Raw genomic sequence first — 26,598 nt, forward strand, 5'->3', positions numbered from 1 at the left:
GGGCGGGACGACGAGATGTCCACCTTGGACCACCGAGCGGGCGGAGAGTTCGATCTTGGCTGATCACCCGCCGAACGCGCATGCGCCGGTCGGCCACGCTCCGTGCGCCGGTAGCCTTCCGCGCGTGCCTGCCAAGCTCCAGGGCAAGGTCGCGACCGCCCCGCCTCGCCCTTCCCGCATCCAGCCTGTCACCGTGTCCGAGCTCGCCTCGGTGGTCGACGCGCACCTGACCACGCCCACCTACGCCCACGTGCGGGTGAGCGGCGCGACGCTGCGCGCCCAGCACGTGGTCCCCGGAGACCTCTTCGCCGCCCTGCCGGGCGCGCGTGCGCACGGTGCCGACTTCGTCGAAGGCGCGCTGGCCGCGGGGGCCGCCGCCGTCCTCACCGACGAAGCGGGCGCCGCCCGGCCCGCCCTGCGCGACGCGCGCGTGCCGGTGCTGGTGCACCCGGACCCGCGCGGCGTGCTCGGCCTGCTCGCCGCCCGCGTCTACGGCTACCCGTCCACGAAGCTCGCCGTCTGGGGCATCACCGGCACGTCCGGCAAGACGACGACCAGCTACCTGGTCGAGTCCGCGCTGCGCGCCGCGGGCCACCGCACCGGCCTCATCGGCACGGTCGAGACCCGCATCGCCGGTGAGCGCCTGGACAGCGCGTTCACCACGCCCGAGGCGCCCGACCTCCAGGCGCTGCTCGCCGTCATGGTCGAGCGCGAGGTGCTCGACGTCGTGATGGAGGTGTCCAGCCACGCCCTCGACCTCGGTCGGGTCGCGGGCACCGAGTTCGCGATCGGCGCGTTCACCAACCTGTCGCAGGACCACCTGGACTTCCACCCGGACATGGAGGACTACTTCCGGGCGAAGGCGCAGCTGTTCGACGGCCGCGCCCGCACCGAGGTGGTCTGCGTGGACGGCGAGTGGGGTCGCCGCCTGGTCACGCCGGACACGGTGACCGTGGCGATGACGACCGACGCCGCGTGGACCTCCGGCGAGGTGTCCGTGACGCCGACCGGCGAGCAGTCGTTCACCGCGCACGGCCCGGACGGGCTCGCGCTGCCGATCACGCTCCGGCTCCCCGGCTCGTTCAACGTCGCCAACGCGCTGCTGGCCATCGGCTGCCTGCACGCCGCGGGGGTCGCCCCGGCGGACATCCAGGCGGGCCTGTCGGCCGTGCGGGTGCCCGGCCGGATGCAGCGCGTCGACGAGGGCCAGGCGTTCACCGCCGTCGTCGACTACTCGCACAAGCCCGCCGCCGTGGCGCTGGCGCTCGACGCCGTCCGCAGGCAGGTCGAGGGCCGGGTCATCACCGTGCTCGGCTGCGGCGGCGACCGCGACACGGCCAAGCGCCCGCTGATGGGCGAGGAGGCGGCGCGGCGCAGCGACCTGCTGGTCGTCACCGACGACAACCCGCGCAGCGAGGACCCGGCGACCATCCGGGCGGCCATGCTGGCGGGGGCGCTCGCGGTGCCGGAGGGCGAGCGTGGTGAGGTCGTGGAGATCGGCGACCGAGGGGCCGCCATCGAGCACGCCGTGGCCCAGGCACGTCCCGGTGACGTCGTCGTCGTCGCGGGCAAGGGCCACGAGACCGGCCAGGAGGTCGCGGGCGTGATCCAGCCGTTCTCGGACGTGGACACGCTCGCCGCCGCGATCAGGGGAGCCCGCACGTGATCCGACTCAGCCTCGCCGAGATCGCCACGATCGTCGGTGGGACCCTGCACGTGCCCGACGCCCTGCTCGCGGGGTCGAGCGCGGACGAGGTCGGCCGCACCGTCGTGACCGGCTCCGTGGAGTTCGACACCCGCGCCGTCGGGCCGGGCGGCCTGTTCGTGGCGCTGCCCGGTGTCCGGGTCGACGGCCACGCCTTCGCCGCCTCGGCCGTCGCCGCGGGCGCGGTGGGCGTGCTGGCGGCCCGCGAGGTCGACGCCCCCGCCGTGGTCGTGCCGCCGGTCGACGACGCGCACCGCCGCTCGGTGGCGCTGACCGGCGACACCGACGGCTCGGGAGCCGCCGTGCTCGCCGCGCTGGCGAAGCTGGCCCGCCACGTGACGGACGCGCTGGCCGCCGACGGGCTCGCCGTGGTGGGCGTCACCGGCTCGTCCGGCAAGACGTCGACCAAGGACCTCATCGCGCAGCTGCTGGAGCACCTCGGCTCCACGGTCGCGCCCCCCGGCTCGTTCAACAACGAGCTGGGCCACCCGTGGACCGTGCTGCGCGCGACCGAGGCCACCAAGCACCTGGTGCTGGAGCTGTCCGCCCGCGGACCGGGCCACATCGCGGCGCTGTGCCGCACCGCGCCGCCGCGCATCGGCGCGGTGCTGAACGTCGGCACCGCCCACCTGAGCGAGTTCGGCTCGCAGGAGGCCGTGGCGAAGACCAAGGGCGAACTGGTCGAGGAGCTGCCCGCCGACGGCGTGGCGATCCTCAACGCCGACGACCCGCTGGTCGCCGCGATGGCCGAGCGCACGAAGGCGCGGGTCGTGTTCGTCGGCCAGAAGTCCACGGCCGACGTGCGCGCCGAGGCCGTGGAGCTGGACGACCAGGCCCGCGCCCGCTTCACGCTGGTGACGGCGGAGGGCAGCGCGCCGGTCGAACTCGACCTGCACGGCGCCCACCACGTCGGCAACGCGCTGGCCGCCGCCGCGGTCGCGCTGGAACTGGGCGCCACGACCGCGCAGGTCGCGGACTGGCTGTCCACCGCGCAGCGGCGGTCCGACCGCCGCATGGAGGTCACCACCCGTCCCGACGGCGTGACCGTGCTCAACGACTCCTTCAACGCGAACCCGGAGTCGATGAGCGCCGCACTGAAGACGCTCGCCACGATGGCGCGCGCGGGCAACCCCAGGCGGCGCGCCTGGGCGGTGCTCGGCGTCATGGGTGAGCTGGGGGACAACACCGTCTCAGCGCACGACGAGATCGGGCGCTTGGCGGTCCGCTTGGACATCAGTCGTTTGGTTGTGGTCGGCGAGCAGGCGAGGCCGATGCACCAGGGCGCGAACCTCGAAGGTTCGTGGGGAGAGGAGTCGGTGCTGGTGCCGGACGTCGAGGCGGCGATCGCGCTACTGCGCGAGGAGCTGCGGGGAGATGACGTTGTGCTGGTGAAGGCATCGAAGGCCGCCGCGTTGTGGCGGGTCGCGGACGCGCTGCTGGAGGCGGGCACCAAGTGAAGAGCATCCTGATCGCCGCGGCCATCGCGCTGCTCGTCTCGATCATGCTGACCCCGTACCTGATCAAGGTCTTCTCCCGGCAGGGGTTCGGCCAGGAGATCCGGGAAGAGGGTCCGCAGAGCCACAAGACCAAGCGCGGCACGCCCACCATGGGTGGCGTCGCGATCCTGATCGCGATGTGGGCCGGGTACCTCGGCGCGCACGCGGTGAACGCCATGTCGGACTCCGCGCAGGGGCAGACGCCGAGCGCGTCCGGCCTGCTGGTGCTGATGCTGACGACGTCGCTCGGCATCGTCGGCTTCCTCGACGACTTCATCAAGATCCGCAAGCAGCGCAACCTCGGCCTGAACAAGACGGCGAAGCTGGTCGGCCAGTTCGTGGCCACCATCATCTTCGCGGTCCTGGTCGTGCAGTTCGCCAACCGCGAGGGCATCACGCCCGCGTCGGTGAACCTCTCGTTCGTCCGCGACATCCCCGTGGTGTCGTTCGGCGTCGTCGGCTTCGTGGTGTTCTGCTACGCCGCCATCTCCGCGTGGTCCAACGCCGTGAACCTGACCGACGGCCTCGACGGCCTCGCGGGCGGCAGCTCGGCGATGGTGTTCGGCACCTACGTGGTCATCAGCTTCTGGCAGTTCCGCTACAACTGCTCCACCTCGCCGCTCGCGGGCTGCTACGACGTGCGCGACCCGCTGGACCTCGCGCTGATCGCCGCCGCCGCGATGGCGGGCTGCATCGGCTTCCTGTGGTGGAACGCGGCCCCGGCCAAGATCTTCATGGGTGACACCGGCTCGCTCGCGCTCGGTGGTCTCGTGGCCGGTCTGTCCATCACCACCCGCACCGAGCTGCTGATGGTCGTCATCGGCGGTCTGTTCGTGGTCGAGGCGCTGTCGGTGGTGCTCCAGGTCGCGGTCTTCCGCACGTCCCGGCGGCGGCTCTTCCGCATGGCCCCGTTCCACCACCACTTCGAACTCGCCGGGTGGGCCGAAACCACGGTGATCATCAGGTTCTGGCTGCTCGCGGGCATCTGCTGCATGCTCGGGCTCGGCCTGTTCTACAGCGAGTGGCTGACCGCGGTCGGGAGTTGAACCCGGTGACGACCTTCCTCGACGGCAAGCACGTCCTGGTGGCGGGAGCGGGCGTGACCGGCCGCTCCGCCGCCGAAGCCCTGCTGGCCGCGGGCGCGCAGGTGACCGTCACGGACGGTTCGGCCGACCGGCTGCTCGCGCTGGAGACGCTGCTGTCCGGTGTTTCGCTGGTGCCCGGTCTGACCGAACCGCCGCAGGGCACGGACCTGGTCGTCACCAGTCCGGGCTGGCGGCCGGAGAGCCCGCTGCTCGCCGCCGCCACCGCCGCGGGGATCGAGGTCGTCGGCGAGGTCGAGCTGGCGTGGCGGATGGCCGCCGAGCTGGCCGACCCGCCCGTCTGGCTGGCCGTCACCGGAACCAACGGCAAGACCACCACCGTCGGGATGCTGGAGTCGATCCTGCGCACCGCGGGCATCGACGCGGTCGCCTGCGGCAACGTCGGCCTGCCCGTCGTGGACGCCCTGCTGGCGGGCCACCGGGTGCTGGCGGTCGAGCTGTCGAGCTTCCAGCTCTACTGGTCGCCGTCCGTGCGGCCGTTCGCGGGCGTGCTGCTCAACCTGGCCGAGGACCACCTCGACTGGCACGGCGGCATGACCGCGTACGCCGAGGCGAAGGCGCGCGTGCTGTCCGGTGAGATCGCCGTCGGCGGCGTCGACGACCCGCTGGTGGCCGCGCTGCTCAAGGCCGCCCCGTCTGGCAGGCACGTCGGGTTCACCCTCGGGGAACCCGTCGACGGCCAGCTGGGCATCGTGGACGGCAGGCTGGTCGACCGCGCGTTCAGCGTGGACGAGGACCTGATCGAGGTCGACGAGGTACTCCCCGCGGGCCCGCCCGGACTGGCCGACGCCCTGGCCGCGGCCGCGCTGGCCCGCGCGTACGGCGTCCCGGCCGAGTCCGTGCGCCGGGGGCTGCTGAACTTCCGGCCCGGTGCGCACCGCGCGGTCGTCGTGGCCGAGTCCGCGGGCATCACCTACGTCAACGACTCCAAGGCCACGAACCCGCACGCGGCCGTCGCGTCGCTGCGCTCGCACGGCAGCGTCGTGTGGCTCGCGGGCGGACTGCTCAAGGGCGCGTCGGTGGACGACCTGGTCGCCGCCGAGGCGCACCGGCTGCGGGCCGTCGTGCTGTTCGGGGCGGACCGCGAGGAGATCGCCGACGCGCTGCGCCGCCACGCCCCGCACGTCCCGTGCGCGCTGGTGGACGCGACGGACCGCGACGCCATGGCGACGGTCGTGCACGCCGCCCGCGAACTGGCCCAGCCCGGCGACGTGGTGCTCCTGGCACCCGCCGCGGCGTCCATGGACATGTTCACCGACTACGCCCACAGGGGCCACGCCTTCACCGAGGCGGTGCTGCACCTGGTCGAGCACGAGAAGGCGGGCTCTTCGACGTGATCGCCCTGGCGACCACCGCGCGAGGCCGGAGGCGGCCGAGCCTGCCGCCTCCGGGGGAGCGGCCGTGTAACAGTAGGGACATGACTGCGGTGGTGGGGACGTGACGGTGGTGGACCGGCCGACGGGCGCCGTCAAGGCCGCCAAGCCGCGGCGGCGGCGGGTCGTGGGGGTCAAGGGTTCGCTGACGGCGTGGCTGAGCCGTCCGCTGGCGGACTTCCACCTGCTGCTGGCGATCTTCGGTCTGCTGACCGCCATCGGGCTCGTGATGGTGCTGTCGGCGTCGGTGCCCGGTGAGGTCGCCGTCGGGCAGTCGGCGTACTCGGTGTTCCAGAAGCAGCTCACCTACGTCGCCGTCGGCGCGGTGCTGTTCTGGGTGGCGCTGCGGATCCCGCTGCGCCAGGTCCGGCACCTGAGCACGATGGCGATGCTGGTGTGCGTGCTGCTGCTGGTGCTGGTGCTGACGCCGCTGGGCACGGACATCAACGACACCCGCTCCTGGTTCGTCGTGGGGCCGGTGTCGTTCCAGCCTGTCGAGGCGGCCAAGCTCGCGCTGGCGCTGTGGGGCGCGCACGTGCTGGTGACCAAGCGGGCGCTGCTGAACCAGTACCGGCACCTGCTGGTGCCGGTGGTGCCCGTCGGGCTCGGGATCTTCACGCTGGTGATGCTCCAGCCCGACCTGGGCGGCACGATCACGCTCGGCGTGGTGCTGCTCAGCCTGCTGTGGTTCGTCGGGGCCCCGATGCGGGTGTTCGGCGTGCTGCTGCTCGGCGCGGTCGGCGGCGCGATCGTGCTCGGCATCGGCGCGACCTACCGGCTCAAGCGGCTGGTGTCGTTCCTCGACCCCGAGGCCGACCCGCTGGGCGCCGGACTCCAGGCGCAGCAGGCGGAGTACGCGCTCGCCGAGGGCGGGCTGTTCGGCAAGGGGCTCGGCCAGGCCAGCTCCAAGTGGGACTACCTGCCGAACGTGCACAGCGACTTCATCTTCGCGGTCATCGGCGAGGAACTCGGCTTCGTGGGCTGCGCCATGGTCCTCGGCCTGTTCGCCATGCTCGCCGTGGTGGGGCTGCGGATCGCCGCCCGCAACACCGACCCGTGGATCCGGATGGTCGCCGCGACGCTGACGGTGTGGCTGGTCGCGCAGGCCGCCATCAACATCGGCTACGTCGTCCGGCTCCTGCCGGTCACCGGCATCACGCTCCCGATGATCTCCTCCGGCGGCACGTCCGTCGTGACGACCATGGTCGTGTTCGGTCTGCTGGCGAGCTGCGCCCGGCACGAGGCGGAGGCGGTGTCCGCGCTGCGGCACATCGGTCCCGGCCGCGTCGGCGGCGTGCTGCGGCTGCCCGCGCCGGAGGCCTACAAGCCGCCGCCCAAGCGCAAGCCGGTGCGGCCGTCGTCGCCGCCGCGCGCACCGGGCAGGCGGGCCGCCGCACCCCAGCCGCCGGACGAACGGCGGATGGCCGGGAGGTCCGCACCACCGTCGGAGTACCGTCGCCGCGAATCGCGCAAGGCGACCCAGGACAGATCAGCCCGCAACCGGCGAACCGGTCGTGACGGGCGCTAGTCGCACAACTCGTGCAGTCGATCTAGGAGGAAACGCGTGACGGGGCAGGACCGGGTTCCCCAACGGGGCGGACCGTGCGTGGTGGTCGCCGGAGGCGGCACCGCGGGGCACATCGAGCCCGCACTGGCCCTGGCCGACGCGGTCATGAGGCTGCGGCCGGACGCGCGGGTCATCGCGCTCGGCACCGAGCGCGGCCTGGAGTCGAAGCTGGTGCCCGCCAGGGGCTACCAGCTCGAACTCATCCCGCCGGTGCCGATGCCGCGCAAGCCGACGACGGACCTGCTGAAGCTGCCGCTGAAGGTCCGCGACTCGGTGCGCCGGACCAGGGAGATCCTGGAGCGCTACCACGCGGACGTCGTGGTCGGCTTCGGCGGTTACGTGGCGCTGCCCGCGTACCTCGCGGCCCGCGGCCGGGTGCCGATCGTCGTGCACGAGGCGAACGCGAAGGCGGGGCTGGCCAACAAGGTCGGTGCCAAGTTCGCCGAGCGCGTCGCCGCGGCCGTCCCGGACTCGGGGCTGGCGGAGGCCGAGATCATCGGCATCCCGCTGCGGCGGTCGATCACCGGCCTGAACCGGATGGCGCTGCGCGCGCAGGCCCGCCAGTTCTTCGGGCTGCACCCGCACGCCCCGACGCTGCTGGTGTTCGGCGGCTCGCAGGGCGCGCAGTCGCTCAACAGGGCCGTGTCCGGTGCGGCGACGGCGTTCGCCTCGGCGGGCATCGGCGTGCTGCACGCGCACGGCCCCAAGAACACCCTGGCGGTGCAGGCGATGGCGGGCGCCCCGGCGTACGTCCCCGTGCCGTACCTGGAGCGGATGGACCTCGCCTACGCCGCCGCCGACGCGGTGCTGTGCCGCTCCGGCGCCATGACGGTGGCCGAGGTGTCGGCGGTCGGCCTGCCCGCGGTGTTCGTGCCGCTGCCGATCGGCAACGGCGAGCAGGCCCTCAACGCCGGTCCCGTGGTGTCGGCGGGCGGCGGCATGATGATCATGGACGCCGACCTGACGCCGGAGCGGGTCGCCCGCGAGATCGTCCCGCTGATGGCCGACCGGGGGCGGCTGGCCGCGATGAGCGCCGCGACCCTGGGCACCGGTCGACGCGAAGCCGACGAAGTTCTCGCCAGGATGGTCCTCGAGGTGATCAAGAAGTGAGCACGCTGGAGCGGGTGCACCTGGTCGGCATCGGCGGGGCGGGGATGAGCGGCATCGCCCGCATCCTGCTCGCCCGCGGCGGCCAGGTGTCCGGGACCGACGCCAAGGACTCGCGCACGGTGCTCGCGCTGCGCGCGCAGGGCGCGCTGGTCGCGGTCGGCCACGACCCGAAGAACCTGGACCAGCTCGACGGCGGTCCGACGGCGGTCGTGGTGTCCACCGCGATCCGCGAGGACAACCCGGAGCTGGTCGAGGCCCGGTCGCGCGGCATCACCGTGCTGCGCCGCGCCGAGGCGCTGGCCGCGCTGATGCTGGACCACCGCGTCGCCTGCGTCGCCGGTACCCACGGCAAGACGTCGACCACGTCGATGCTCACCGTCGCGCTCCAGCACTGCCGGGTCGACCCGTCGTTCGCGATCGGCGGCGACCTCAACGAGTCCGGCGCCAACGCCCACCAGGGCACCGGCGGCGTGTTCGTGGCCGAGGCCGACGAGAGCGACGGCTCGTTCCTGTACTTCTCGCCGTCGGTGGCGGTCGTGACGAACGTCGAGGCCGACCACCTCGACCACCACGGCACCGTCGAGGCGTACGTGGCCGTGTTCGACTCGTTCCTGGAGCGCATCGAGCCCGACGGCGTGCTGATCGCCTGCGTCGACGACCCCGGCGCCGGGGCGCTGGCCGAGCGCGCGGGCAAGCTCGGCATCCGGGTCCGCCCGTACGGCCGGACCGCGTCCGGCAAGGGCTCCGCGCGGCTGACCGGCTTCCGCCCGCACGGCGGCGGTGGCCTGGCGACCGTCGAACTCGACGGCGAGACCGTCGACGTCGAGGTGGCCGTTCCCGGCGAGCACATGGCGGGCAACGCCCTCGCGGCGCTCCTCGCGGGTCTGGAGCTGGGTGCGGACCGCGACGGCCTCCTGGAGGGGCTGGCGGCGTTCGGCGGTGTCCGGCGGCGGTTCGAGTTCAAGGGCCGCGAGGCGGGCGTGCGCGTCTACGACGACTACGCCCACCACCCGACCGAGGTGGCCGCGCAGCTCACGGCCGCCCGCCCGGTCGCGGGCGAGGGCAAGCTCGTCGTCGTGTTCCAGCCGCACCTGTACTCGCGCACCCGCACGTTCGCGACCGAGTTCGGCACGGCCCTCGGCCTGGCCGACGAGGTCGTGGTGCTGGACGTCTACGGCGCCCGCGAGGACCCGGAGCCCGGCGTGACCGGGGCGCTGGTCACCGAGGCCGTGCCGCTGCCGCCGGAGCGGGTGCACTACGAGCCGTCGTTCGACCGCGTGCCCGCGCTGGTGGCGAGCCTCGTCACCGAGGGTGACCTGGTCGTCACGATGGGCGCGGGCGACGTCACGATGCTGGGCCCGGAGATCGTGAGCGAGCTGGGGCAGGAGGCATGAGCACGCCGGTTCGCGGTCGGCCACCCCGCACCGGGACGTCGCCCGCCGCGGACCGGGCCCGCGCCCGTCGGGCCCGGCGGGTACCGGGCCGGGTGACCCGCAGGACCGTGGTGCGGCGGCGGGTCGTCGCCCTCCTCGTCCTGCTGAGCATCGTCGGACTGGTCGTCGGGATCTTCTTCACCCCGCTCCTCGGCGTCGACGAGGTCGACGTCCGCGGCGCGAAGGAGCTGACCGTCGAGCAGGTCAGGGCGAAGGCGGGCGTCAAGCAGGGCTCGCCGATCGTCCGCGTCGACGTCCACGGCATCGCCGACCGGGTGCGGCAGCTCCCGCGCGTCGAATCGGTGGAGGTGGCCCGCAGCCTGCCCGGCACGATCCGCCTGACCATCGTCGAGCGGTCGCCGGTCGCGTTCGTCAAGGCGAACGACGGCGTCCACCTCGTCGACGCCACGGCCGAGGACTACGCGATCGTGGCGGTGCCGCCCATCGGCCTGCCGGAGCTCCAGCTGCCCGTCGAGGCGAAGCCCGCGGTGACGTCGGCGGTCGGCATCCTGGTGCAGCTGCCGGAGGAGCTGCGCGCCGAGGTGCTGACGATGTCGGCGCAGACCGGCGCCGACGTGAAGCTGGCGCTCTCGGGCGGGCGCGAGGTGCGGTGGGGCGACCTCGACGACACCGCGCGCAAGGCCGCGGTCCTCAAGGTGCTGCTGACCAGGGAGGGAACCGTCTTCGACGTGTCCAGCCCCGAGCTGCCGACGGTGTCCTGAGCGGTTCCCGAAATCGGTCGAAGACCGACGGGGCGGCCGTTGATACTTCCGGCATGGACATCAAGGACGACCGGGTAGACCCCGCCCTCACCGGCGGCGAGCGCGTTCAGCTGGGCGGGTTCCTCGACTACCTCCGCGACACGATCGTGTACAAGTGCCAGGGCCTGACGGACGAGCAGGCGTCGCGCTCGACGCTGCCCTCGCCGCTGCTGACGGCGGCCGGGATCGTCAAGCACCTGCGGTGGGTCGAGGCGTACTGGTTCGAGACGGTCCTCCTCGGCAAGCAGGACCGGGCGCCCTACAGCCGGGAGGATCCGGACGCCGACTGGCGGGTCGAGACGGGTGAGACGATCTCCGGATTGCTGAACGACTACGCTGCGCAGTGCGAAGTGAGTCGCGAGATCGTCACGGGCCTGGAGTTCGACCACGAGGTTCCGTTCCGTGACGGAAGCACGGTTTCCGTGCGCTGGGTGCTGATCCACATGGTCGAGGAGACCGGGCGGCACGCAGGGCACTTGGACGTCGTGCGCGAGCTGCTGGACGGTCTGACCGGCGAGTAGTGGTAGCGCACAGTGCTGATAGGTGTCGCGGCGTACGGCGTGGCTGCTGGACCGACGCACCACTGGTGCATACCGTCCAGAAACAACATACGGGGTTGACACAACTCTGGACCTCTGGTTGAGGTCGAGGGTTTCAATCCGGGTGGAGGTCCTTCCGGGCTGACCCGGCGACCACCATCCCAGCGCATGGGCACGAACACGATCAGGAAGGCGGATCCGATGACGCCCCCGCACAACTACCTCGCGGTGATAAAGGTCGTCGGTATCGGTGGAGGCGGCGTGAACGCCGTCAACCGCATGATCGAGGTCGGGCTCAAGGGCGTCGAGTTCATCGCGGTCAACACCGATGCACAGGCACTGCTGATGTCCGACGCCGACGTCAAGCTGGACATCGGCCGCGAGTTGACCCGCGGACTCGGCGCCGGGGCGAACCCCGACGTCGGCCACAAGGCCGCCGAAGACCACCGCGAAGAGATCGAAGAAGTCCTCAAGGGCGCCGACATGGTGTTCGTCACCGCTGGTGAGGGTGGCGGCACGGGCACCGGTGGCGCGCCCGTCATCGCGGCCATGGCCCGCAAGCAGGGCGCCCTGACGATCGGTGTCGTCACCCGGCCGTTCTCCTTCGAGGGGAAGCGGCGCGCGAAGCAGGCTGAAGAGGGCATCCAGCAGCTCCGCAACGAGTGCGACACGCTGATCGTCATCCCGAACGACCGGCTGCTCCAGCTCGGCGACATCGGCGTGAGCCTGATGGACGCCTTCCGCTCCGCGGACGAGGTGCTGCTGTCCGGTGTCCAGGGCATCACCGACCTGATCACGACCCCCGGTCTGATCAACCTCGACTTCGCCGACGTGAAGAGCGTGATGTCCGGGGCCGGTTCGGCCCTGATGGGCATCGGCTCGGCGCGCGGCGAGGGCAGAGCCGTCACCGCCGCGCAGAAGGCGATCAACTCGCCCCTGCTGGAGGCGTCGATGGAGGGCGCCCACGGGGTGCTGCTGTCGATCGCGGGCGGGTCCGACCTCGGGCTGTTCGAGATCAACGAGTCCGCGTCGCTGGTCCAGGAGGCCGCGCACCCGGACGCGAACATCATCTTCGGAACGGTGATCGACGACTCGCTCGGCGACGAGGTGCGGGTCACGGTGATCGCCGCGGGCTTCGACAGCGGCGGTCCCACGCACAAGAAGCTGGAACCGCAGGTGCTCAGCTCACCGCAGCGGGGCACCGTGGTGTCCGGCCAGTCGGGCCAGCTGAGCCAGCCCGCACCGGTGGCGCCCCAGCCGCCGGTGGAGCAGGCCCCGCCGCCGATCCCGCCCCGACCGGCGGCCGTGCCGCAGCAGGCGCAGCCGGTGCAGAACACCGGGGCGTTCCAGACGCCCCAGCCGACGATGCCCAGGACGTTCCCGCAGAGCAACCTGCCCAACCAGCACGGGACGGGGTCTTCACTGCCCAGTCGGCCGCTGCCGGTGACGGACGACCCGGACGACGAGGTGGACGTGCCGCCGTTCATGCGGCGGTAGGTGGTTCAGCGGTGCTTGGGGAGGCCCTTCGCGGGAACGCGGGGGGCCTTTTCGTTTGCCCGTCGTGGGTTTCGGGGAATGTCGGACCCTTGTCGTAGCGTGTGCGTCGGGGGGTCTTGCTTGATGGGGGACTCCTGGTTTGGGCTGGTCAGGGGGTTGTGGGGCGTGCTGGTCCTGCGGTTTTGTGCGGCTGTGGGTCCTGCGGGTTTGTGGGTTCTGTGGGGTCAGCGGGTTTGTGCGGCTGCGGGTCCTCTGAGTCCGCCGGCGCCTGTCGCTGTGGGTCCTCCGGGTTCGTGGGGCTGTGGGTGTGTGGCCCTGTGGGGTGGTGGGGCTGTCCCCCCGGTGCGCGGGTGTCGTCATGGCCGGGCGTGCCGCGTCAAGGCGGGAAAGATGCCTTGACCCGGCACGTCCGGCCATGAGGGCGCGGGGGATCGGGGGGCAGGGTGGGGTGTGGGCGACAGTCGGCTTTGGCGGGTCCGCTTTGCCCTGGTCACACGGCTTGTGCGGGTCCGCTTGGGTGGTGGTCGGGCGGCTTGTGCGGGTCCGCTTGGGTGGTGGCCGGGCGGCTTGTGCGGGTCCGCGTTGCGGTGGCCGGGCGGCTTGAGCGGGTCCGCGTTGCGGTGGTCAGGCGGCTTGAGCGGGTTCGCTTGGGCGCAGGTCGGGCGGCTTGAGCAGGTCCGCTTTGCGGTGGTCGGGTGGCTTTGTGGGGTCCGCTTTGCGGTGGTCAGGTGGCTTGAGTGGTCTGCTTGGCGTGGTGTCTCGCCTTGGGCGGGTTCCCTTCGGCCGGCGCTGTCGCCGTCGTCGCCCCGGCACGTGGAAAGCTGTACCCGTGCGTATCCGTCGAGTTCTGACCACCCGTGACGGTGGGGTGTCGAAGCCGCCCTACGAGTCCTTCAACCTCGGCGACCACGTCGGTGACGACCCGGCCGCCGTCGCGGCCAACCGCAAGCGGTTGGCCGAGGGCATCGGGCTCGACGGGGAACGACTGGTGTGGATGGAGCAGGTGCACGGGCGGACCGTGACGGCTGTGTCCGGGCCGCTCGCCGCGCCCGCCGAGGCCACCGACGCGCTCGTCACGGCTGAGCCGGGGCTCGCGCTGGTGGTGTTGACCGCCGACTGCGTGCCCGTGCTGCTCGGCGACCCGGTCGCCGGGGTCGTCGGGGCCGTTCACGCCGGGCGGGTCGGGGCGCGGGTCGGGGTGGTGCCCGCCGCGGTGAAGGCGATGGTCGAGCTGGGGGCCGCCGTCGAGCGGATCGAGGTGCTGCTCGGGCCCGCCGTCTGCGGGAAGTGCTACGAGGTGCCCGCAGCGATGATGGCCGACGTCGAGAAGCACCTGCCCGGCAGCGCGTCGAAGTCGCGGGCCGCGAAGCCCGCGCTGGACCTGCGGGCGGGCCTCTGGGCGCAGCTCGCCGGGCTCGGCGTCGGCAAGCTGGGGGTGGACCCGCGGTGCACCTTCGAGGAGCGCACGCTGTTCAGCCACCGGCGGGAGCCCGGTACCGGTCGGTTGGGAGGGGTGATCTGGGTTGACCCGTCGTGACGAGCTGGCCGCGAACCTGGCCGACGTCCGCGCGCGCATCGAGGCGGCTTGCGGGGCCGCAGGGCGGTCACCGGCCGAGGTTGAGCTGCTCGCCGTCACCAAGACCTTCCCCGCGTCCGACGTGGCACTGCTGAGCGACCTGGGCCTGTCCGCCTTCGCGGAGAACCGGGACCAGGAGGCGGCCGCGAAGGTCGTCGAGTTCGGCGGGCTCCGGCCGGAGGTGGCCGCTCGGTGGCACATGGTCGGCAACGTGCAGCGGAACAAGGCGCGGTCGGTCGTGGAGTGGGCGGACCGGGTGGACACGATCGACTCGGTGCGGTTGGCCGACGCGCTGGCCAAGGCCGCGGCGCGGCGGGGGCGGCGGCTGGACGTGTTGATCCAGGTGAGCATCGACGGCGATCCGGCCCGCGGCGGATGTCCGGTCCCCGAGCTGTCGGCGCTCGCGGACCACGTCGCTGGAACGGGTGAACTTTTCCTGCGGGGTGTGATGGCCGTCGCACCGATCGGGATGAACCCCGCAGGCGCGTTTTCCGTGCTCGCGGATGAGGTATACCGCTTGCGTCGTGATCATCCCGCTGCGACTGTTGTCTCAGCGGGCATGAGCGGGGACCTGGAAGATGCGATCGCGCACGGAAGTACCTGCGTGCGTGTCGGAACGGCGCTGCTGGGAGGCCGAACGCTAGCCTCGCCGTAACTGTATGGAACCTCAGGGGTGGCCGCACCGTCCTTGGTGGTGGGAATCGCGGAGGAAGGGTCCCCTGGCAATGAGTGGATTTCACAAGCTGAAGGCCTACTTCGGGATGGTTCCCGCCGAGTACGCGGACGACCCTGGGGCTTACGAGGACGAGCGAGGCCGCTACCAAGCCGACTACCGGTCCGAGTACGGCACCGAGGCCGAGGAGTACGACCCGTACCCTGAGCGTGGAGGGCGTCGTCGCGTGTTCAGCGGGGCGAGGTCGGAGTACCGGTCGGAGCTCGACGAGTCCGACGACTTCGAGCCGGAGGCCCGGTCGCGGACCACTCGCCGCAGCTGGAACACCGACGCACCCGTCCACGGTGCACTGGCTGTCGAGCCGGTGCGCGAGCCGATCAGCAGGCCGAGGCCTGCGGCAGAGCAGACGGGCCACCCCTTGGGGCGCATCACGACGTTGAATCCGCGCAGCTACAACGAGGCGCGGACCATCGGCGAGCACTACCGCGACGGCACCCCGGTGATCATGAACCTCACCGAGATGGACGACGCGGACGCGAAGCGGCTCGTCGACTTCGCGGCGGGTTTGGCCTTCGCGCTGCGCGGCTCGATCGACAAGGTCACGAACAAGGTGTTCCTTCTCTCACCACCCAACATCGACGTCACGGCGGAGGACCGCAGGCGTCTAGCCGAGGGTGGGTTCGGAAGTCTCACCTGAGTGGTGGCACAGTTGAGGGGTGGATGTCCTCCTGTTCGTGCTGTACTACCTGCTGTTCTCGTTCTGGCTGCTGCTCACGGCACGTGTCGTGGTGGAGCTCGTCCGGTCGTTCGCCAGGGAGTGGCGTCCGGCTGGAGGGGTCGCGGTGGCCCTGGAGACCGTGTACACAGTGACCGATCCACCGATCCGCTTGTTCCGCCGGGTCATACCGACGGTGCGGATCGGAGGCATCGGGCTGGACTTGTCCATTATTGTGCTGTTGCTGCTCGTTATCATTCTGATGCGAACGGCAGATCCCAGGTGACGGGGACCAGGGATGCCAACAGCCCAGGAGTGCGTGAGGTGATCTGATGCCGTTGACCCCCGCTGACGTGCACAATGTTGCATTCAGCAAGCCACCGATTGGCAAGCGGGGCTACAACGAGGACGAGGTGGACGCGTTCCTCGACCTGGTTGAGGGCGAGCTCGCCCGCCTGATCGAGGAGAACAACGAGCTGCGCCAGCAGGTCGAACAGCTCGACCAGCAGGTCGAGACCGCGCGTGCCGACCTCGATGACGCCCGCGCCAAGGTCTCGGCCGGTCCCGTCGGCCCCAGCCGTGTCGTGGAGGAGCCCCGGCGTCTCGCGCCGGTGCCACCGCCCTCGGTCATGGAGCAGACCTCTCCCGGCGGCGGTGGTGACCACCACGTCCAGGCCGCCAAGGTCCTCGGACTGGCCCAGGAGATGGCCGACAGGCTGACCGGTGAGGCGAAGGCCGAAGCCGACGGCATGCTGTCGGAGGCCCGGACCAAGTCCGAGCAGTTGCTGTCCGAGGCGCGGGCCAAGGCGGACACCATGGTGAACGAGGCGCGCACGCGTGCCGAGACCATGCTGAACGACGCCCGCACGCGGTCGGAGACGCTTGAGCGGCAGGCCCGTGAGAAGGCCAGTGCGCTCGACCGGGACGCGCAGCGCAAGCACGCCGAGGTGATGGGCAACATCACGTCGGAGAAGAACGCGCTGGAGAAGCAGATCGACAAGTTGCAGACGTTCGAGCGCGAGTACCGCACGAGGCTCAAGACCATGCTGGAGTCCTCTCTGCGCGACCTCCAGGACCGCGGCCCCGCCGCGCCGTCCGACGGTCGGGCAGGTGGCCAGCAGGGCTACTCGTTCGGTGCGCGCGCCGAGGCGGGCTGATCCACAACGGTCGTGCCGCGCTGAACTAAGGTGCGGAACGTGCTGTACATAGTTCTGCTGCTGGTGCTGGCAGCCCTCGGGTTGCTCGTTCCCGCGCTGACCACGTCCGAGCACGTCTGGGCGTGGTTGTCCGTGGGAGCGAGCGGAGCGGCCGCGTGCGTCCTGGTGCTCGACTGGTGGCTCCGCCGCCGGTCGAGGTACGAGGCCGCGGTCGCCCCGATGGCTGCCGCTCCGGTGTCCCTTGATCAGAAGATTAGCGCTGATGATCAAGGACACCTGGACCGGGTGCCAACTGACACCCCCGTTTCGCCCGATCAGGGCACCGAGCCCGTCGAGGAAGACACCGACGCGGCCGACCTGCTGATCGTCACCGATCTCACGGCCGAGGTCCGCGTGCTCGACGAGCGCCCCCGGTACCACCTCGCCGCGTGCGCCTGGCTGGACCGGCGCCCCTCCCTGGGGCTGCCCGTCAACGAGGCCCGCCAGCTCGGCTTCACCCCGTGCGCCGTCTGCCGCCCGGACAACACCCTCGCCGAGGCCCACCGCTCCGATGCGCGGTCCTGACGTCACCGGAGCCACCTCCTCCCGCGTGCCGGGCCCGGACCCGACCCCCACCCCTCGCCGAGGTCCGGTCCAGGCCCGTTCCCACGCGGCCCGGTTCCGAGCCGCTCGCCACCCTCGACACCCGGAACACGAGCCGCACCGCGGAACGGTTCACTCGATCGTGTGGTTGGTCGTGGGTTGTGCGGTGCCCCGCCCCCGCGTGGTCGGACGACCACTCCGAGCGGCCCGGAACAAGTCGCTTGCCCGCGGGCGTTAGGCTTGGACGAGAACAGGCGTCGATCCGGCCATCACCGGGGAGCCTCCGGAAGAACGGGCCCGCGAGGGCCTCAGTAGAACCGGACGGGATCGGCCCGTCACAGCCGTCACAGAGTGGCCGTCGCGCGAGCGTCGGCAAGCGGGGTGGTACCGCGGTGCGCCGAACAGGCGTGTCGTCCCCGTGAGCCGGATCGACGCGCGAGGAGCAGCACGATGGCGTACCCCAAGGCGGGCGAGGGCGCAGTCCCCTCCCAGCCGTCCTTCCCCCAGGTCGAGCAGGACGTGCTCGCGTACTGGAAGGCCGACGGCACCTTCCAGGCCAGTGTCGAGGCCCGCCCGGCGGGCGACAACGGCGCGAACGAGTTCGTCTTCTACGACGGCCCCCCTTTCGCGAACGGCCTCCCGCACTACGGCCACCTGCTGACCGGGTACGTGAAGGACGTCGTCCCGCGCTACCAGACCATGCGCGGCAAGCACGTCGAGCGCCGCTTCGGCTGGGACACGCACGGCCTGCCCGCCGAGGTCGAGGCGGAGAAGCAGCTCGGCATCTCGCACAAGAGCGAGATCGAGGCGATGGGCATCGAGAAGTTCAACGACGCCTGCCGCACGTCCGTGCTCCAGTACGCCGACCAGTGGCGCGACTACGTGACCCGGCAGTCCCGCTGGGTCGACTTCGACAACGACTACACGACCCTCGACCTGGACTACATGGAGTCCGTCATGTGGGCCTTCAAGTCGCTCTACGACAAGGGCCTGGTCTACGAGGGCTTCCGGGTGCTCTGGTACTGCTGGCGCTGCGAGACGCCGCTGTCCAACACCGAGACCAAGATGGACGACGTCTACCGCGACCGGCAGGACCCGGCCGTCACGGTCGGCCTGCGCCTGGAGACCGGTGAGCTGGCGCTGGTCTGGACGACGACGCCGTGGACGCTGCCGAGCAACCTGGCCGCCGCGGTGCACCCGGACGTCGACTACGTGACCGTCGAGGCGAACGGCGAGCGCTACCTGCTCGCCGAGGCCCGCGTGCCCGCGTACGCCCGCGAGCTGGGCGAGGAGCCGCCGGTCGTCGCGCGGGTCAAGGGCGCCGACCTCGTCGGTCGGAGGTACACGCCGCCGTTCGACTTCTTCGTCGGCCGCGAGAACGCCCACCAGGTCCTCGCGGCGGACTACGTCACGACCGAGGACGGCACGGGCATCGTGCACATCGCCCCCGCGTTCGGTGAGGACGACAAGGTCGTCACGGACGCCGCGGGCATCGAGGTCGTCGTCCCGGTCGGCCCCAACGGCGAGTTCACCGCCGAGGTGCCGCCGTACCAGGGCGTGCACGTGTTCGAGGCGAACAAGACGATCATCCGCGACCTCAAGGCCGCCGGTCTGCTGCTGCGCCACGAGACCTACGACCACCCGTACCCGCACTGCTGGCGCTGCGACAACCCGCTGATCCAGCGGGCCGTCTCGGCGTGGTTCGTCGCCGTGTCGCAGTTCAAGGACCGCATGGTCGAGGTCAACCAGCAGATCAACTGGGTGCCCGAGCACATCAAGGACGGCCAGTTCGGCAAGTGGCTGGAGAACGCGCGCGACTGGAACATCTCGCGCAACCGGTTCTGGGGCTCGCCGCTGCCCGTGTGGGTGTCGGACAACCCCGAGCACCCGCGCGTCGACGTGTACGGCTCGCTGGACGAGCTGGAGCGCGACTTCGGCACGCGCCCGACCGACCTGCACCGCCCGCACGTCGACCTGCTGACCCGTCCCAACCCGGACGACCCGACGGGGAAGTCGACCATGCGCCGCGTCCCCGAGGTGCTGGACTGCTGGTTCGAGTCCGGGTCCATGTCGTTCGCCCAGGTGCACTACCCGTTCGAGAACGCGCAGTGGTTCGACGACCACTTCCCCGGTGACTTCATCGTCGAGTACAACGGCCAGACGCGCGGCTGGTTCTACACGATGCACGTGCTGGCCACGGCGCTGTTCGACCGGCCCGCGTTCACCAACGTGCTGGCGCACGGCATCGTGCTGGGCGACGACGGCCAGAAGATGTCCAAGTCGCGCAAGAACTACCCGGACGTCAACGAGGTGTTCGACCGCGACGGCTCGGACGCCATGCGCTGGTTCCTGATGTCCTCGCCGATCCTCCGGGGCGGCGACCTGGTGGTGACCGAGCGGGGCATCCGCGACGCCGTCCGCCAGGCCGTGCTGCCGCTGTGGAACTCCTGGTACTTCCTGGCGCTGTACTCCAACGCCGCGGGCCGCGAGGGCACCTCGCGCACCGACTCGCAGAACGTGCTGGACCGGTACGTGCTCGCGAAGACGCACGACCTGGTGCGGGACGTGCAGGCCGCGATGGACGTGTACGACATCTCCGGGTCGTGCGCGCAGATCCGCGAGTTCCTGGAGGTGCTGACCAACTGGTACGTGCGCCGGTCGCGCGACCGCTTCTGGTCCGGTGACGCCGACGCGATCGACACCCTGCACACCGTGCTGGAGGTCGTGAGCCGGGTCGCCGCGCCGCTGCTGCCGCTGACGACCGAGGTCGTGTGGCGGGGGCTGACCGGTGGCCGTTCGGTGCACCTGGCCGACTTCCCGGTCGCCGCCGACCTGCCCGCCGACGCCGCGCTCGTCACGGCGATGGACCGCGTGCGCCAGGTGGCGTCGACGGCGCTGTCGCTGCGCAAGGCGGCCAAGCTGCGCGTCCGCCTGCCGCTGGCGAAGCTCGTCATCGCCGCCGACGAGGTCGCGTCGCTGGAGCCGTTCTCGGAGATCCTGCGCGACGAGGTCAACGTCAAGGCGGTCGAGCTGACCACGGACGTCGACGCGCACGGCCACTTCCAGCTCGCGGTCAACGCCCGCGCGGCCGGTCCCCGGATCGGGCGCGACGTGCAGACGGTGATCAAGGCCGTGAAGGCGGGGGACTGGACGACGACGGAGTCCGGCGCGATCGTCGCCGCGGGCATCGAACTCTTCCCGGAGGAGTACGAGCAGCGGCTCGTCGCCACCGACCCGGCCGCCACGGCCGCGCTGCCGGGTGGCGGTGGCCTGGTCGTGCTCGACACCGTCGTCAGCCCCGAGCTGGCCGACGAGGGCGTGGCGCGCGACCTGGTGCGCGTGGTCCAGCAGGCCCGCAAGGACGCCGACCTGGACGTGTCCGACCGGATCGCGCTGACCCTCCAGGTGCCGGAGTCGGTCGTCGGTGCGGTCCGCACGCACGAGGCGTTCCTCGCGGGCGAGGTGCTGGCGGACGTGGTCGTCCACGGTGAGGTCGCCGAGGGGTCCGACGGTGTCGTCGGCGACGGCGTGAAGGTCCGGGTGCACGTCACCCGGAGCTGATCCCGAGCGTCGTGGGGAGGGCGTCCGCCTGGCGGGCGCCCTCTTCGGCGTTCCGGGGCGTCAGCCCCGCTCCAGCTCCGCCCGCAGGTTCTTCAGGCACCGGCCCCGCGTGGGGCCGATGCTGCCGCGCGGCATCACGAGGGCCTGGGACACGGCCTCGTACTGCGCCCGCCCCTCCAGCACGGTGAGGCGGAGCAGTTCCTGGCAGCGGCGGGGGAGGCGGGCGAAGGCGGCCCACAGGGTGCGGTCGCGCTCGTCGCGCAGCGCCTCGACCTCGGGGAGGCCGAAGTTCGACGGCACCTCCTCGGTCTCCCCGGTGGTGACGCGCTTCGACTCGGGCCACGTGCGCCGGGCTTCGCGGCGGGCCGCCACGACGAGCCACCCGACGAGGGCGCGGGGTTCCCGCATCCGGTGCAGGTGGCGCAGGAAGCCGAGCCACACGTTCTGCGCGACGTCCTCCGCGGCCTGCCGGTCGAGGCCGTTGCCCCTGGCGACGTGCCAGATCAACGGGGTCAGGTCGGCCACGAGGGCGTCGAGCGCCTTGCGGTCGCCCCCGCGCGCGGCCTGGAGGCACGCCGCGTGCCGGTCGATCCCGGTCAGGTCTTCCCACGGGGTGTCAGGGGTCTCGATCAACGTCCACCACCATCCGAACGGCACCGTGCGGAGCCGACCATACGGTAGCGTATGGACTCGTGGCCGAGCGGAGACGACGGACACGGGACGACTGGACCCGTGCGGCGCTTCAGGCGCTGGCCGAGGGAGGTCTGGCCGCCGTCGCGGTCGAACCGCTGGCCGCCCGCGTCGGTGCCACGAAGGGCAGCGCGTACTGGCACTTCCCCAACCGCGACGCGCTGCTGCTGGCGACGGTCGAGCGCTGGGAGCGCGAGCACCTCGCGGAGATGCGGCAGCTCGTCAACGGCGAGAACGACCCGCTCGCCAGGCTGAGGCTGATCTTCGGCCGCGTGCTGGACGAGTGCGGCGGGGGCCGCGCGGTCGAGGCGGCCCTGCTGGCCGCCGCGGACGACCCGATCGTCGCGCCGATCCTCAAGCGGGTCACCGACGGGCGCCTGCGCTACCTGGAGGCCCTGTTCTCCTCGCTCGGCTTCACCGCGGAGGCGAGCTGCCGCCGGGCCCTGCTGGCGTACTCGGTGTACCTCGGGCAGGCGCAGCTGCGCGCCACGGCGCCGCACGTCGTGAGCGGGAGCCTGACGCTGCTCGACGACACGCTCGTCGCGCTGAGCGCGCACGGCTGAGCGTCTCCGGCTCGGCATCGGGGTGGGGCCGGGCGCCCGGCGCGAGGTGGTGGGCCGACGCCGCGCCGGTCGCGGCACCGGCTGCGGAGGGCACAGGCGAACGAGGTCGTGCGCAAGGCTCTGGCCAGGGCTTTCGGGGTGCGCGAGCAGGACGTGCCGGTGGTGGGGCGACCGGGCCGGGACGGGGTCGTGGAGATCGACCCCGCCCCGGCGGGCGCGGTGGAACGGCTCACCGAACCGCTAGGCGGCCAGCGTCCACACGGCGTGCGCGATGGCGTCGGCGTTCCGGTCGAGCGACGTCGCGTTGACGTTCGCCGTGGTGTCGCACGAGCGGTGGTAGCAGCGGTCGAACGCGACCCCGGACGTGCCGCCCCACTTGGCGGCCTGCGCCGCGGTCTTGACGACCTCGGCACCGGAGAACGTGCCCCCGGTGGCGATGCCCGCCCGCGCGAACGCCGCGTGGTCGGAGCGCCCGCCGACCTCCGTCAGCTCGGGCTGCACGCCGATCGAGGTGAAGTAGGCGACCAGCGTCTGCTGCACGGCGACGGAGCCCGAGGGCTGACTGGCGCCCGAGTAGACGAAGTAGCCGGGGTTCGGGGAACCGGTCATGTCGAAGTTCAGGTAGGTCTTGATCCGCGACCTCTCGGCGGCGGACAACGAGTTCACGTAGAAGGTCGAGCCGACGAGGCCCAGTTCCTCCGCGCCCCACCAGCCGAAGCGCAGGTGCCTGGTGAACGCGGCCCCGCTCGCCCTCGCGGCCAGCGCGACCTCCAGGATCGACGCCGAGCCGGTGCCGTTGTCGTTGATGCCGGGACCCGCGGTGACGCTGTCGAGGTGGCCGCCGACCATCAGGACGTTGTTCAGGTCGCCACCGGGCATGTCCGCGATCAGGTTGTAGCCCGTCGCGCCGTTGCGGGTGAACGTCTGCACCTGGGTGGTGAAGCCCGCCGCGTCCAGCTTGCCCCTGACCCAGTCGATGGACGCCTTGAAGCCCGGCCGTCCGTGGGCGCGGTTGCCGCCGTTGGCGGTCGCGATGCTCTGCAACTGGTTCAGGTCGGCCTGGACGGCGGCCACCGAGATGTTCGGCGCGGCCAGTGCGGCGGGCGCGGGGGCCGCGGTGGCGGACCCGGTGCCGATCAGCACGCTGGTGATCATCAGGGCCGGGATCGACCGGCCTGGGGTTGTTCGCAGCTTCACGTTCTCAACTCCATGCAGGGGTGTGGGTGGAACGGGTCGGCACCGGACAGGGGGTGGCGCGCGGCCCTCTGGCCAACCTGCACCGCCCCGGACGCGTGCCGCTAGGTACGTTCGGCTGATTCACGCCTTCGTGTCCGGATCGGCCGTGACCCTGAGCACTGGAGCACGGGAAGATCCGCTGTCTGATTAGTCCAATTCAGTGGTGACGGGGAACAATGGCGTCACCGTCGAGCACGTCAGGGAGGTCGCGTTGGGAATCACGGCCATCCTCGGCATAGGCGCGGCGGTCCTCCTCGTCTCGGTGATCGCGGTGAGGTTGTCGACGAAACTCGGCCTGCCGTCGCTGCTGCTGTACCTCGGCATCGGTGTGGTGCTGGGCGAGAGCGTGCTCGGGATCGACTTCGAGGACGCCGACCTGACCCGGTCGCTCGGCACCGTCGCGCTGGTCCTCATCCTCGCCGAAGGTGGCCTCACCACGCGGTGGTCGGCGGTGAAACCCGCCCTGGGACTGGGGATCGCACTGTCCACTGTGGGCGTCGGCGTGAGCGTCGCCGTCACCGGCGCGGCGCTGCACCACCTGCTCGGCCTGGACTGGCGGATCGCGCTGCTGTGGGGCGCGGTGCTGTCGTCCACCGACGCGGCGGCCGTGTTCAGCGTGCTGCGCGCGGTGGGTGTCGGCAAACGCCTGACCGGTGCGCTGGAACTGGAGTCCGGCATCAACGACGCGCCCGTGTACATCGCCGTCGTGCTGCTCGCCTCGCCCGACCCGATCACGTGGACCGCCCCGCTGCTGCTCGTCTACGAACTCGTCGTGGGCGGGCTGATCGGGGTGGCGCTGGGCTGGATGGGTGCCGCCGCGCTGCGCCGGGCCGCCCTGCCCGCCACCGGCCTGTACCCGTTGGCGACCGTCGCGGTGTGCGTGCTCGCCTACACGGCGGGCGACCTGGCGCACGCGTCCGGTTTCCTCGCCGTGTACATCGCCGCGCTGGTGCTGGGGAACTCCCGGCTGCCCCACCGGTCGGACACGCTGTCGTTCGCCGAGGGCCTCGGCTGGCTGGCGCAGATCGGCCTCTTCGTGCTGCTCGGCCTGTTCGCCTCGCCGGGGCGGGTGCTGGACGCGCTGGTGCCCGCGCTGGTCGCCGGGGCGGTGCTGGTGCTGCTGGCCAGACCGCTGTCGGTGGCGCTGGCCGCGATCCCGTTCAAGGTGCCGTGGCGGGAGCAGGTGTTCGTCGCCTGGTCCGGGCTGCGCGGGGCGGTGCCGATCGTGTTCGCGCTCATCCCGGTGATCCAGGGCGTGCCGGGGTCGCAGGAACTGGTGGACGCGGTCTTCGTGCTCGTCGTGGTGCTGACCCTGCTGCAGGGCAGCACGCTGCCCGCGCTGGCGAAGCTGCTCGGGCTGGTGCGGACGGGTGAGGCGCACGAGGTGCACGTGGACGCCGCGCCGCTGGACGAGCTGGGGGCGGAGCTGCTCCAGGTGCGCATCCAGCAGGGGTCGAAGCTGCACGGCGTGTACCTGTCGGAACTGCGGTTGCCGCAGGGGGCCGTGGTGAGCCTGATCTCCCGCGGTGGCAAGGGTTTCACACCCCAGCCGACCACCAGGCTCCAGGTGGAGGACCAGATGCTCGTGGTGTCGACCGAGGCGGCTCGGGAGGCGACCGAGAAGCGGCTGCGGTCGATCGACAGGGCGGGCCGGTACGCCCGCTGGAAGGGCGAGGACGGCGGGCGCCCGGCGTTTCCCAGCATCTGAGCGGGGCTCGACGGACGGCGTGCCCGTCGGCTAGCGTCGTCCACGAAAGGTCATGAGTGCCAGCGCGAAGCCCGTGCTAGCTGGCCGGCAACCCTCCTCCGCGGTGGGGTGCCCACGGTGAGGACCTGGTCCGGCGCGCAGCGCGTCCGGGCAAGCGCGGGCCCTCGCCGGGGTCCTGGACCCGAAGGGCAGTCACCATGACCATCGCCATCCCCCGCAGCACCGCTCCCGCCGTTCCCGGAGTCGTCGGCTCGTCGCTGCGCGTGCCGCTCGTGACCGGGGAGCGCGTGGAGTACGCCAACCTCGACCACGCCGCCAGCGCGCCCTGCCTGGAGCAGGTGCGGGACGCGGTCGACGAGCTGCTGCCCTGGTACGCCAGCGTGCACCGCGGCGCCGGGTTCGCCTCCCAGGTGTCGACGCGGGTCTACGAGCAGGCGCGGGATTCCGTGCGCCGCTTCGTGAACGCCCGCCCCACCGAGGCCGTCGTCTTCACCCGCAACACCACCGACGCGCTGAACCTGTTGGCGCGCAGCCTTCCCCGGCACACGTCGGTCGTGCTGTTCGACGCCGAGCACCACGCGGCGCTGCTGCCGTGGCGCGGCCCGAACGTCCGCCGGATCGCCACCCCGTCCTCCGCCGAGGCCGCCGTCGCCGTGCTGGACCGGGAACTCGCGTCCTGCCCCGTCGGACCGAGGCTGGTCGTGGTGACCGGCGCGTCGAACGTGACGGGCGAGGTGTGGCCCGTCGCCGAACTCGCGAAGGTCGCCCGCGGGCACGGCGCGCGGATCGCCCTGGACGCCGCGCAGCTCGCCCCGCACCGCCCGGTGGACGTGCGGGCGCTGGACGTGGACTACGCCGTGTTCTCCGGCCACAAGGTCTACGCGCCCTTCGGCTCCGGCGTGCTCGTCGGCCGGTCCGACTGGTTGCAGGCCGCCGAGCCGTACCTCGTCGGCGGTGGCGCCACGAAGCTGGTCACCGACCACGGCGACCGGCTCGGCGTGGCCTGGTCCGCCGTGCCCGAGCGGCACGAGGCCGGGTCGCCGAACGTGGTCGGCGTGCACGCGCTGGCCGTCGCCTGCGACGTGCTCGGGCGCCACTGGGAGCAGACCGTCGAGCACGAGCGGGTGCTGCTCGCCCGCCTCCGCGCCGGGCTGGCCACCATCCCCGGCCTGAGCGAGCTGAGCCTGTTCGGGGCCGAGCACGACCGCGTCGGGGTCGTCAGCTTCACGATCAGCGGCCACGACGCCGGCTACCTCGCCGCCGCGCTGTCCGCCGAGCACGGCATCGGGGTCCGGGACGGGGCGTTCTGCGCCCACGTCGCCGTGACCAGGCTGCTGGACGGGGTCGGGGCGCACGAGCACCGCGCGCTGCGGGCGTCGCTGGGGCTCGGCAGCACGGTCGACCACGTGGACCGGCTGGTCGCGGCCCTGCGCACCCTCGTGTCGGAGGGGCCGAAGTGGAGCTACGTCCAGCGCGACGGGCGCTGGGAGCCGGAAAACGACCCGCGTCCGCTCCCGCCGTTCCTGTCCTGAGCGGCGACTGGGACAATGGGT

At 71.9% G+C, this 26,598-nt stretch carries 22 protein-coding genes and 1 riboswitch; of the genes, 20 read left to right on the forward strand and 2 right to left on the reverse strand.

The features are described from left to right. The first annotated feature begins 193 nt into the window (after positions 1 to 193). From AC156L_RS21150 to ileS, 17 genes are all read left to right on the forward strand, one after another. A complete protein-coding gene (locus tag AC156L_RS21150) occupies positions 194 to 1,666 on the forward strand; it encodes a UDP-N-acetylmuramoyl-L-alanyl-D-glutamate--2,6-diaminopimelate ligase (RefSeq protein WP_330875879.1) in 1,473 nt (490 codons plus the stop codon). Then, positions 1,663 to 3,162 (forward strand): UDP-N-acetylmuramoyl-tripeptide--D-alanyl-D-alanine ligase, encoded by a 1,500-nt coding sequence (locus AC156L_RS21155; RefSeq protein WP_330875878.1) that lies wholly within the window; start codon positions 1,663 to 1,665, stop codon positions 3,160 to 3,162. Before AC156L_RS21150 ends, AC156L_RS21155 begins: the two co-directional genes overlap by 4 nt. After that, the gene (gene mraY / locus AC156L_RS21160) at positions 3,159 to 4,247 is read left to right on the forward strand and encodes a phospho-N-acetylmuramoyl-pentapeptide-transferase (RefSeq protein ID WP_330875877.1); all 1,089 of its coding nucleotides are present in this window, start codon (positions 3,159 to 3,161) and stop codon (positions 4,245 to 4,247) included. The genes AC156L_RS21155 and mraY overlap by 4 nt, the downstream gene beginning before the upstream one ends. Before the next feature lie 5 nt (positions 4,248 to 4,252). Continuing rightward, positions 4,253 to 5,641 carry a UDP-N-acetylmuramoyl-L-alanine--D-glutamate ligase gene (gene murD / locus AC156L_RS21165; protein ID WP_330875876.1) on the forward strand — a complete coding sequence of 463 codons (1,389 nt, stop codon included), beginning with the start codon at positions 4,253 to 4,255 and terminating at the stop codon, positions 5,639 to 5,641. Positions 5,642 to 5,741: 100 nt separating this feature from the next. Next, positions 5,742 to 7,205: a putative lipid II flippase FtsW gene (gene ftsW, locus AC156L_RS21170; protein WP_414719868.1), complete on the forward strand. Its 1,464-nt coding sequence runs from the start codon at positions 5,742 to 5,744 to the stop codon at positions 7,203 to 7,205. Between the two features lie 36 nt (positions 7,206 to 7,241). After that, entirely contained in the window at positions 7,242 to 8,354 is a 1,113-nt protein-coding gene (gene murG / locus AC156L_RS21175; protein ID WP_330875875.1) for an undecaprenyldiphospho-muramoylpentapeptide beta-N-acetylglucosaminyltransferase, read from the forward strand. Next, on the forward strand, positions 8,351 to 9,748 hold the full coding sequence (gene murC / locus AC156L_RS21180; protein ID WP_330875874.1) for a UDP-N-acetylmuramate--L-alanine ligase: 1,398 nt from the start codon (positions 8,351 to 8,353) through the stop codon (positions 9,746 to 9,748). Before murG ends, murC begins: the two co-directional genes overlap by 4 nt. After that, entirely contained in the window at positions 9,745 to 10,509 is a 765-nt protein-coding gene (locus tag AC156L_RS21185; protein ID WP_330875873.1) for a cell division protein FtsQ/DivIB, read from the forward strand. The genes murC and AC156L_RS21185 overlap by 4 nt, the downstream gene beginning before the upstream one ends. 53 nt (positions 10,510 to 10,562) lie before the next feature. Continuing rightward, positions 10,563 to 11,069, forward strand: a complete 507-nt coding sequence (locus tag AC156L_RS21190) for a DinB family protein (RefSeq protein ID WP_330875872.1) — start codon at positions 10,563 to 10,565, stop codon at positions 11,067 to 11,069. Positions 11,070 to 11,288: 219 nt separating this feature from the next. Continuing rightward, positions 11,289 to 12,584 (forward strand): cell division protein FtsZ, encoded by a 1,296-nt coding sequence (gene ftsZ / locus AC156L_RS21195; protein ID WP_330875956.1) that lies wholly within the window; start codon positions 11,289 to 11,291, stop codon positions 12,582 to 12,584. An 829-nt stretch (positions 12,585 to 13,413) separates the two neighbouring features. Beyond that, entirely contained in the window at positions 13,414 to 14,121 is a 708-nt protein-coding gene (gene pgeF, locus AC156L_RS21200; protein ID WP_330876990.1) for a peptidoglycan editing factor PgeF, read from the forward strand. Further along, positions 14,108 to 14,815 carry a YggS family pyridoxal phosphate-dependent enzyme gene (locus tag AC156L_RS21205; RefSeq protein ID WP_330876989.1) on the forward strand — a complete coding sequence of 236 codons (708 nt, stop codon included), beginning with the start codon at positions 14,108 to 14,110 and terminating at the stop codon, positions 14,813 to 14,815. Before pgeF ends, AC156L_RS21205 begins: the two co-directional genes overlap by 14 nt. Before the next feature lie 70 nt (positions 14,816 to 14,885). Next, positions 14,886 to 15,530, forward strand: a complete 645-nt coding sequence (locus AC156L_RS21210) for a cell division protein SepF (protein ID WP_330876988.1) — start codon at positions 14,886 to 14,888, stop codon at positions 15,528 to 15,530. 19 nt (positions 15,531 to 15,549) lie between these two features. After that, the gene (locus tag AC156L_RS21215; RefSeq protein WP_259623836.1) at positions 15,550 to 15,834 is read left to right on the forward strand and encodes a YggT family protein; all 285 of its coding nucleotides are present in this window, start codon (positions 15,550 to 15,552) and stop codon (positions 15,832 to 15,834) included. A 46-nt stretch (positions 15,835 to 15,880) separates the two neighbouring features. Continuing rightward, entirely contained in the window at positions 15,881 to 16,705 is an 825-nt protein-coding gene (wag31, locus tag AC156L_RS21220; RefSeq protein WP_259623835.1) for a DivIVA-like cell division protein Wag31, read from the forward strand. A 39-nt stretch (positions 16,706 to 16,744) separates the two neighbouring features. After that, positions 16,745 to 17,269 (forward strand): hypothetical protein, encoded by a 525-nt coding sequence (locus tag AC156L_RS21225; protein WP_330876987.1) that lies wholly within the window; start codon positions 16,745 to 16,747, stop codon positions 17,267 to 17,269. Positions 17,270 to 17,737: 468 nt separating this feature from the next. Further along, positions 17,738 to 20,848, forward strand: a complete 3,111-nt coding sequence (ileS, locus tag AC156L_RS21230) for an isoleucine--tRNA ligase (RefSeq protein WP_330876986.1) — start codon at positions 17,738 to 17,740, stop codon at positions 20,846 to 20,848. 60 nt (positions 20,849 to 20,908) lie between these two features. Here the strand turns inward: ileS and AC156L_RS21235 are convergent, their stop codons facing one another. After that, entirely contained in the window at positions 20,909 to 21,481 is a 573-nt protein-coding gene (locus AC156L_RS21235) for an RNA polymerase sigma factor (protein ID WP_414719919.1), read from the reverse strand. Between the two features lie 59 nt (positions 21,482 to 21,540). On the opposite strand from AC156L_RS21235, the gene AC156L_RS21240 reads away from it, so the two are divergent. Next, positions 21,541 to 22,101 carry a TetR/AcrR family transcriptional regulator gene (locus tag AC156L_RS21240; RefSeq protein WP_330876985.1) on the forward strand — a complete coding sequence of 187 codons (561 nt, stop codon included), beginning with the start codon at positions 21,541 to 21,543 and terminating at the stop codon, positions 22,099 to 22,101. A 240-nt stretch (positions 22,102 to 22,341) separates the two neighbouring features. Here the strand turns inward: AC156L_RS21240 and AC156L_RS21245 are convergent, their stop codons facing one another. Further along, positions 22,342 to 23,298, reverse strand: coding sequence for a M28 family metallopeptidase (locus AC156L_RS21245; RefSeq protein WP_330876984.1), 957 nt, complete (start codon positions 23,296 to 23,298; stop codon positions 22,342 to 22,344). Positions 23,299 to 23,554: 256 nt separating this feature from the next. On the opposite strand from AC156L_RS21245, the gene AC156L_RS21250 reads away from it, so the two are divergent. Together AC156L_RS21250 and AC156L_RS21255 are read left to right on the forward strand one after the other, a co-directional pair. Then, positions 23,555 to 25,045, forward strand: a complete 1,491-nt coding sequence (locus tag AC156L_RS21250) for a potassium/proton antiporter (protein WP_414719924.1) — start codon at positions 23,555 to 23,557, stop codon at positions 25,043 to 25,045. Positions 25,046 to 25,093: 48 nt separating this feature from the next. Further along, a riboswitch (SAM riboswitch) is annotated at positions 25,094 to 25,208 on the forward strand. A gap of 34 nt (positions 25,209 to 25,242) precedes the next feature. Next, positions 25,243 to 26,577: an aminotransferase class V-fold PLP-dependent enzyme gene (locus tag AC156L_RS21255; protein ID WP_484407189.1), complete on the forward strand. Its 1,335-nt coding sequence runs from the start codon at positions 25,243 to 25,245 to the stop codon at positions 26,575 to 26,577. The last annotated feature ends 21 nt before the right edge of the window (positions 26,578 to 26,598 follow it).

The organism is Umezawaea sp. (assembly GCF_057122925.1).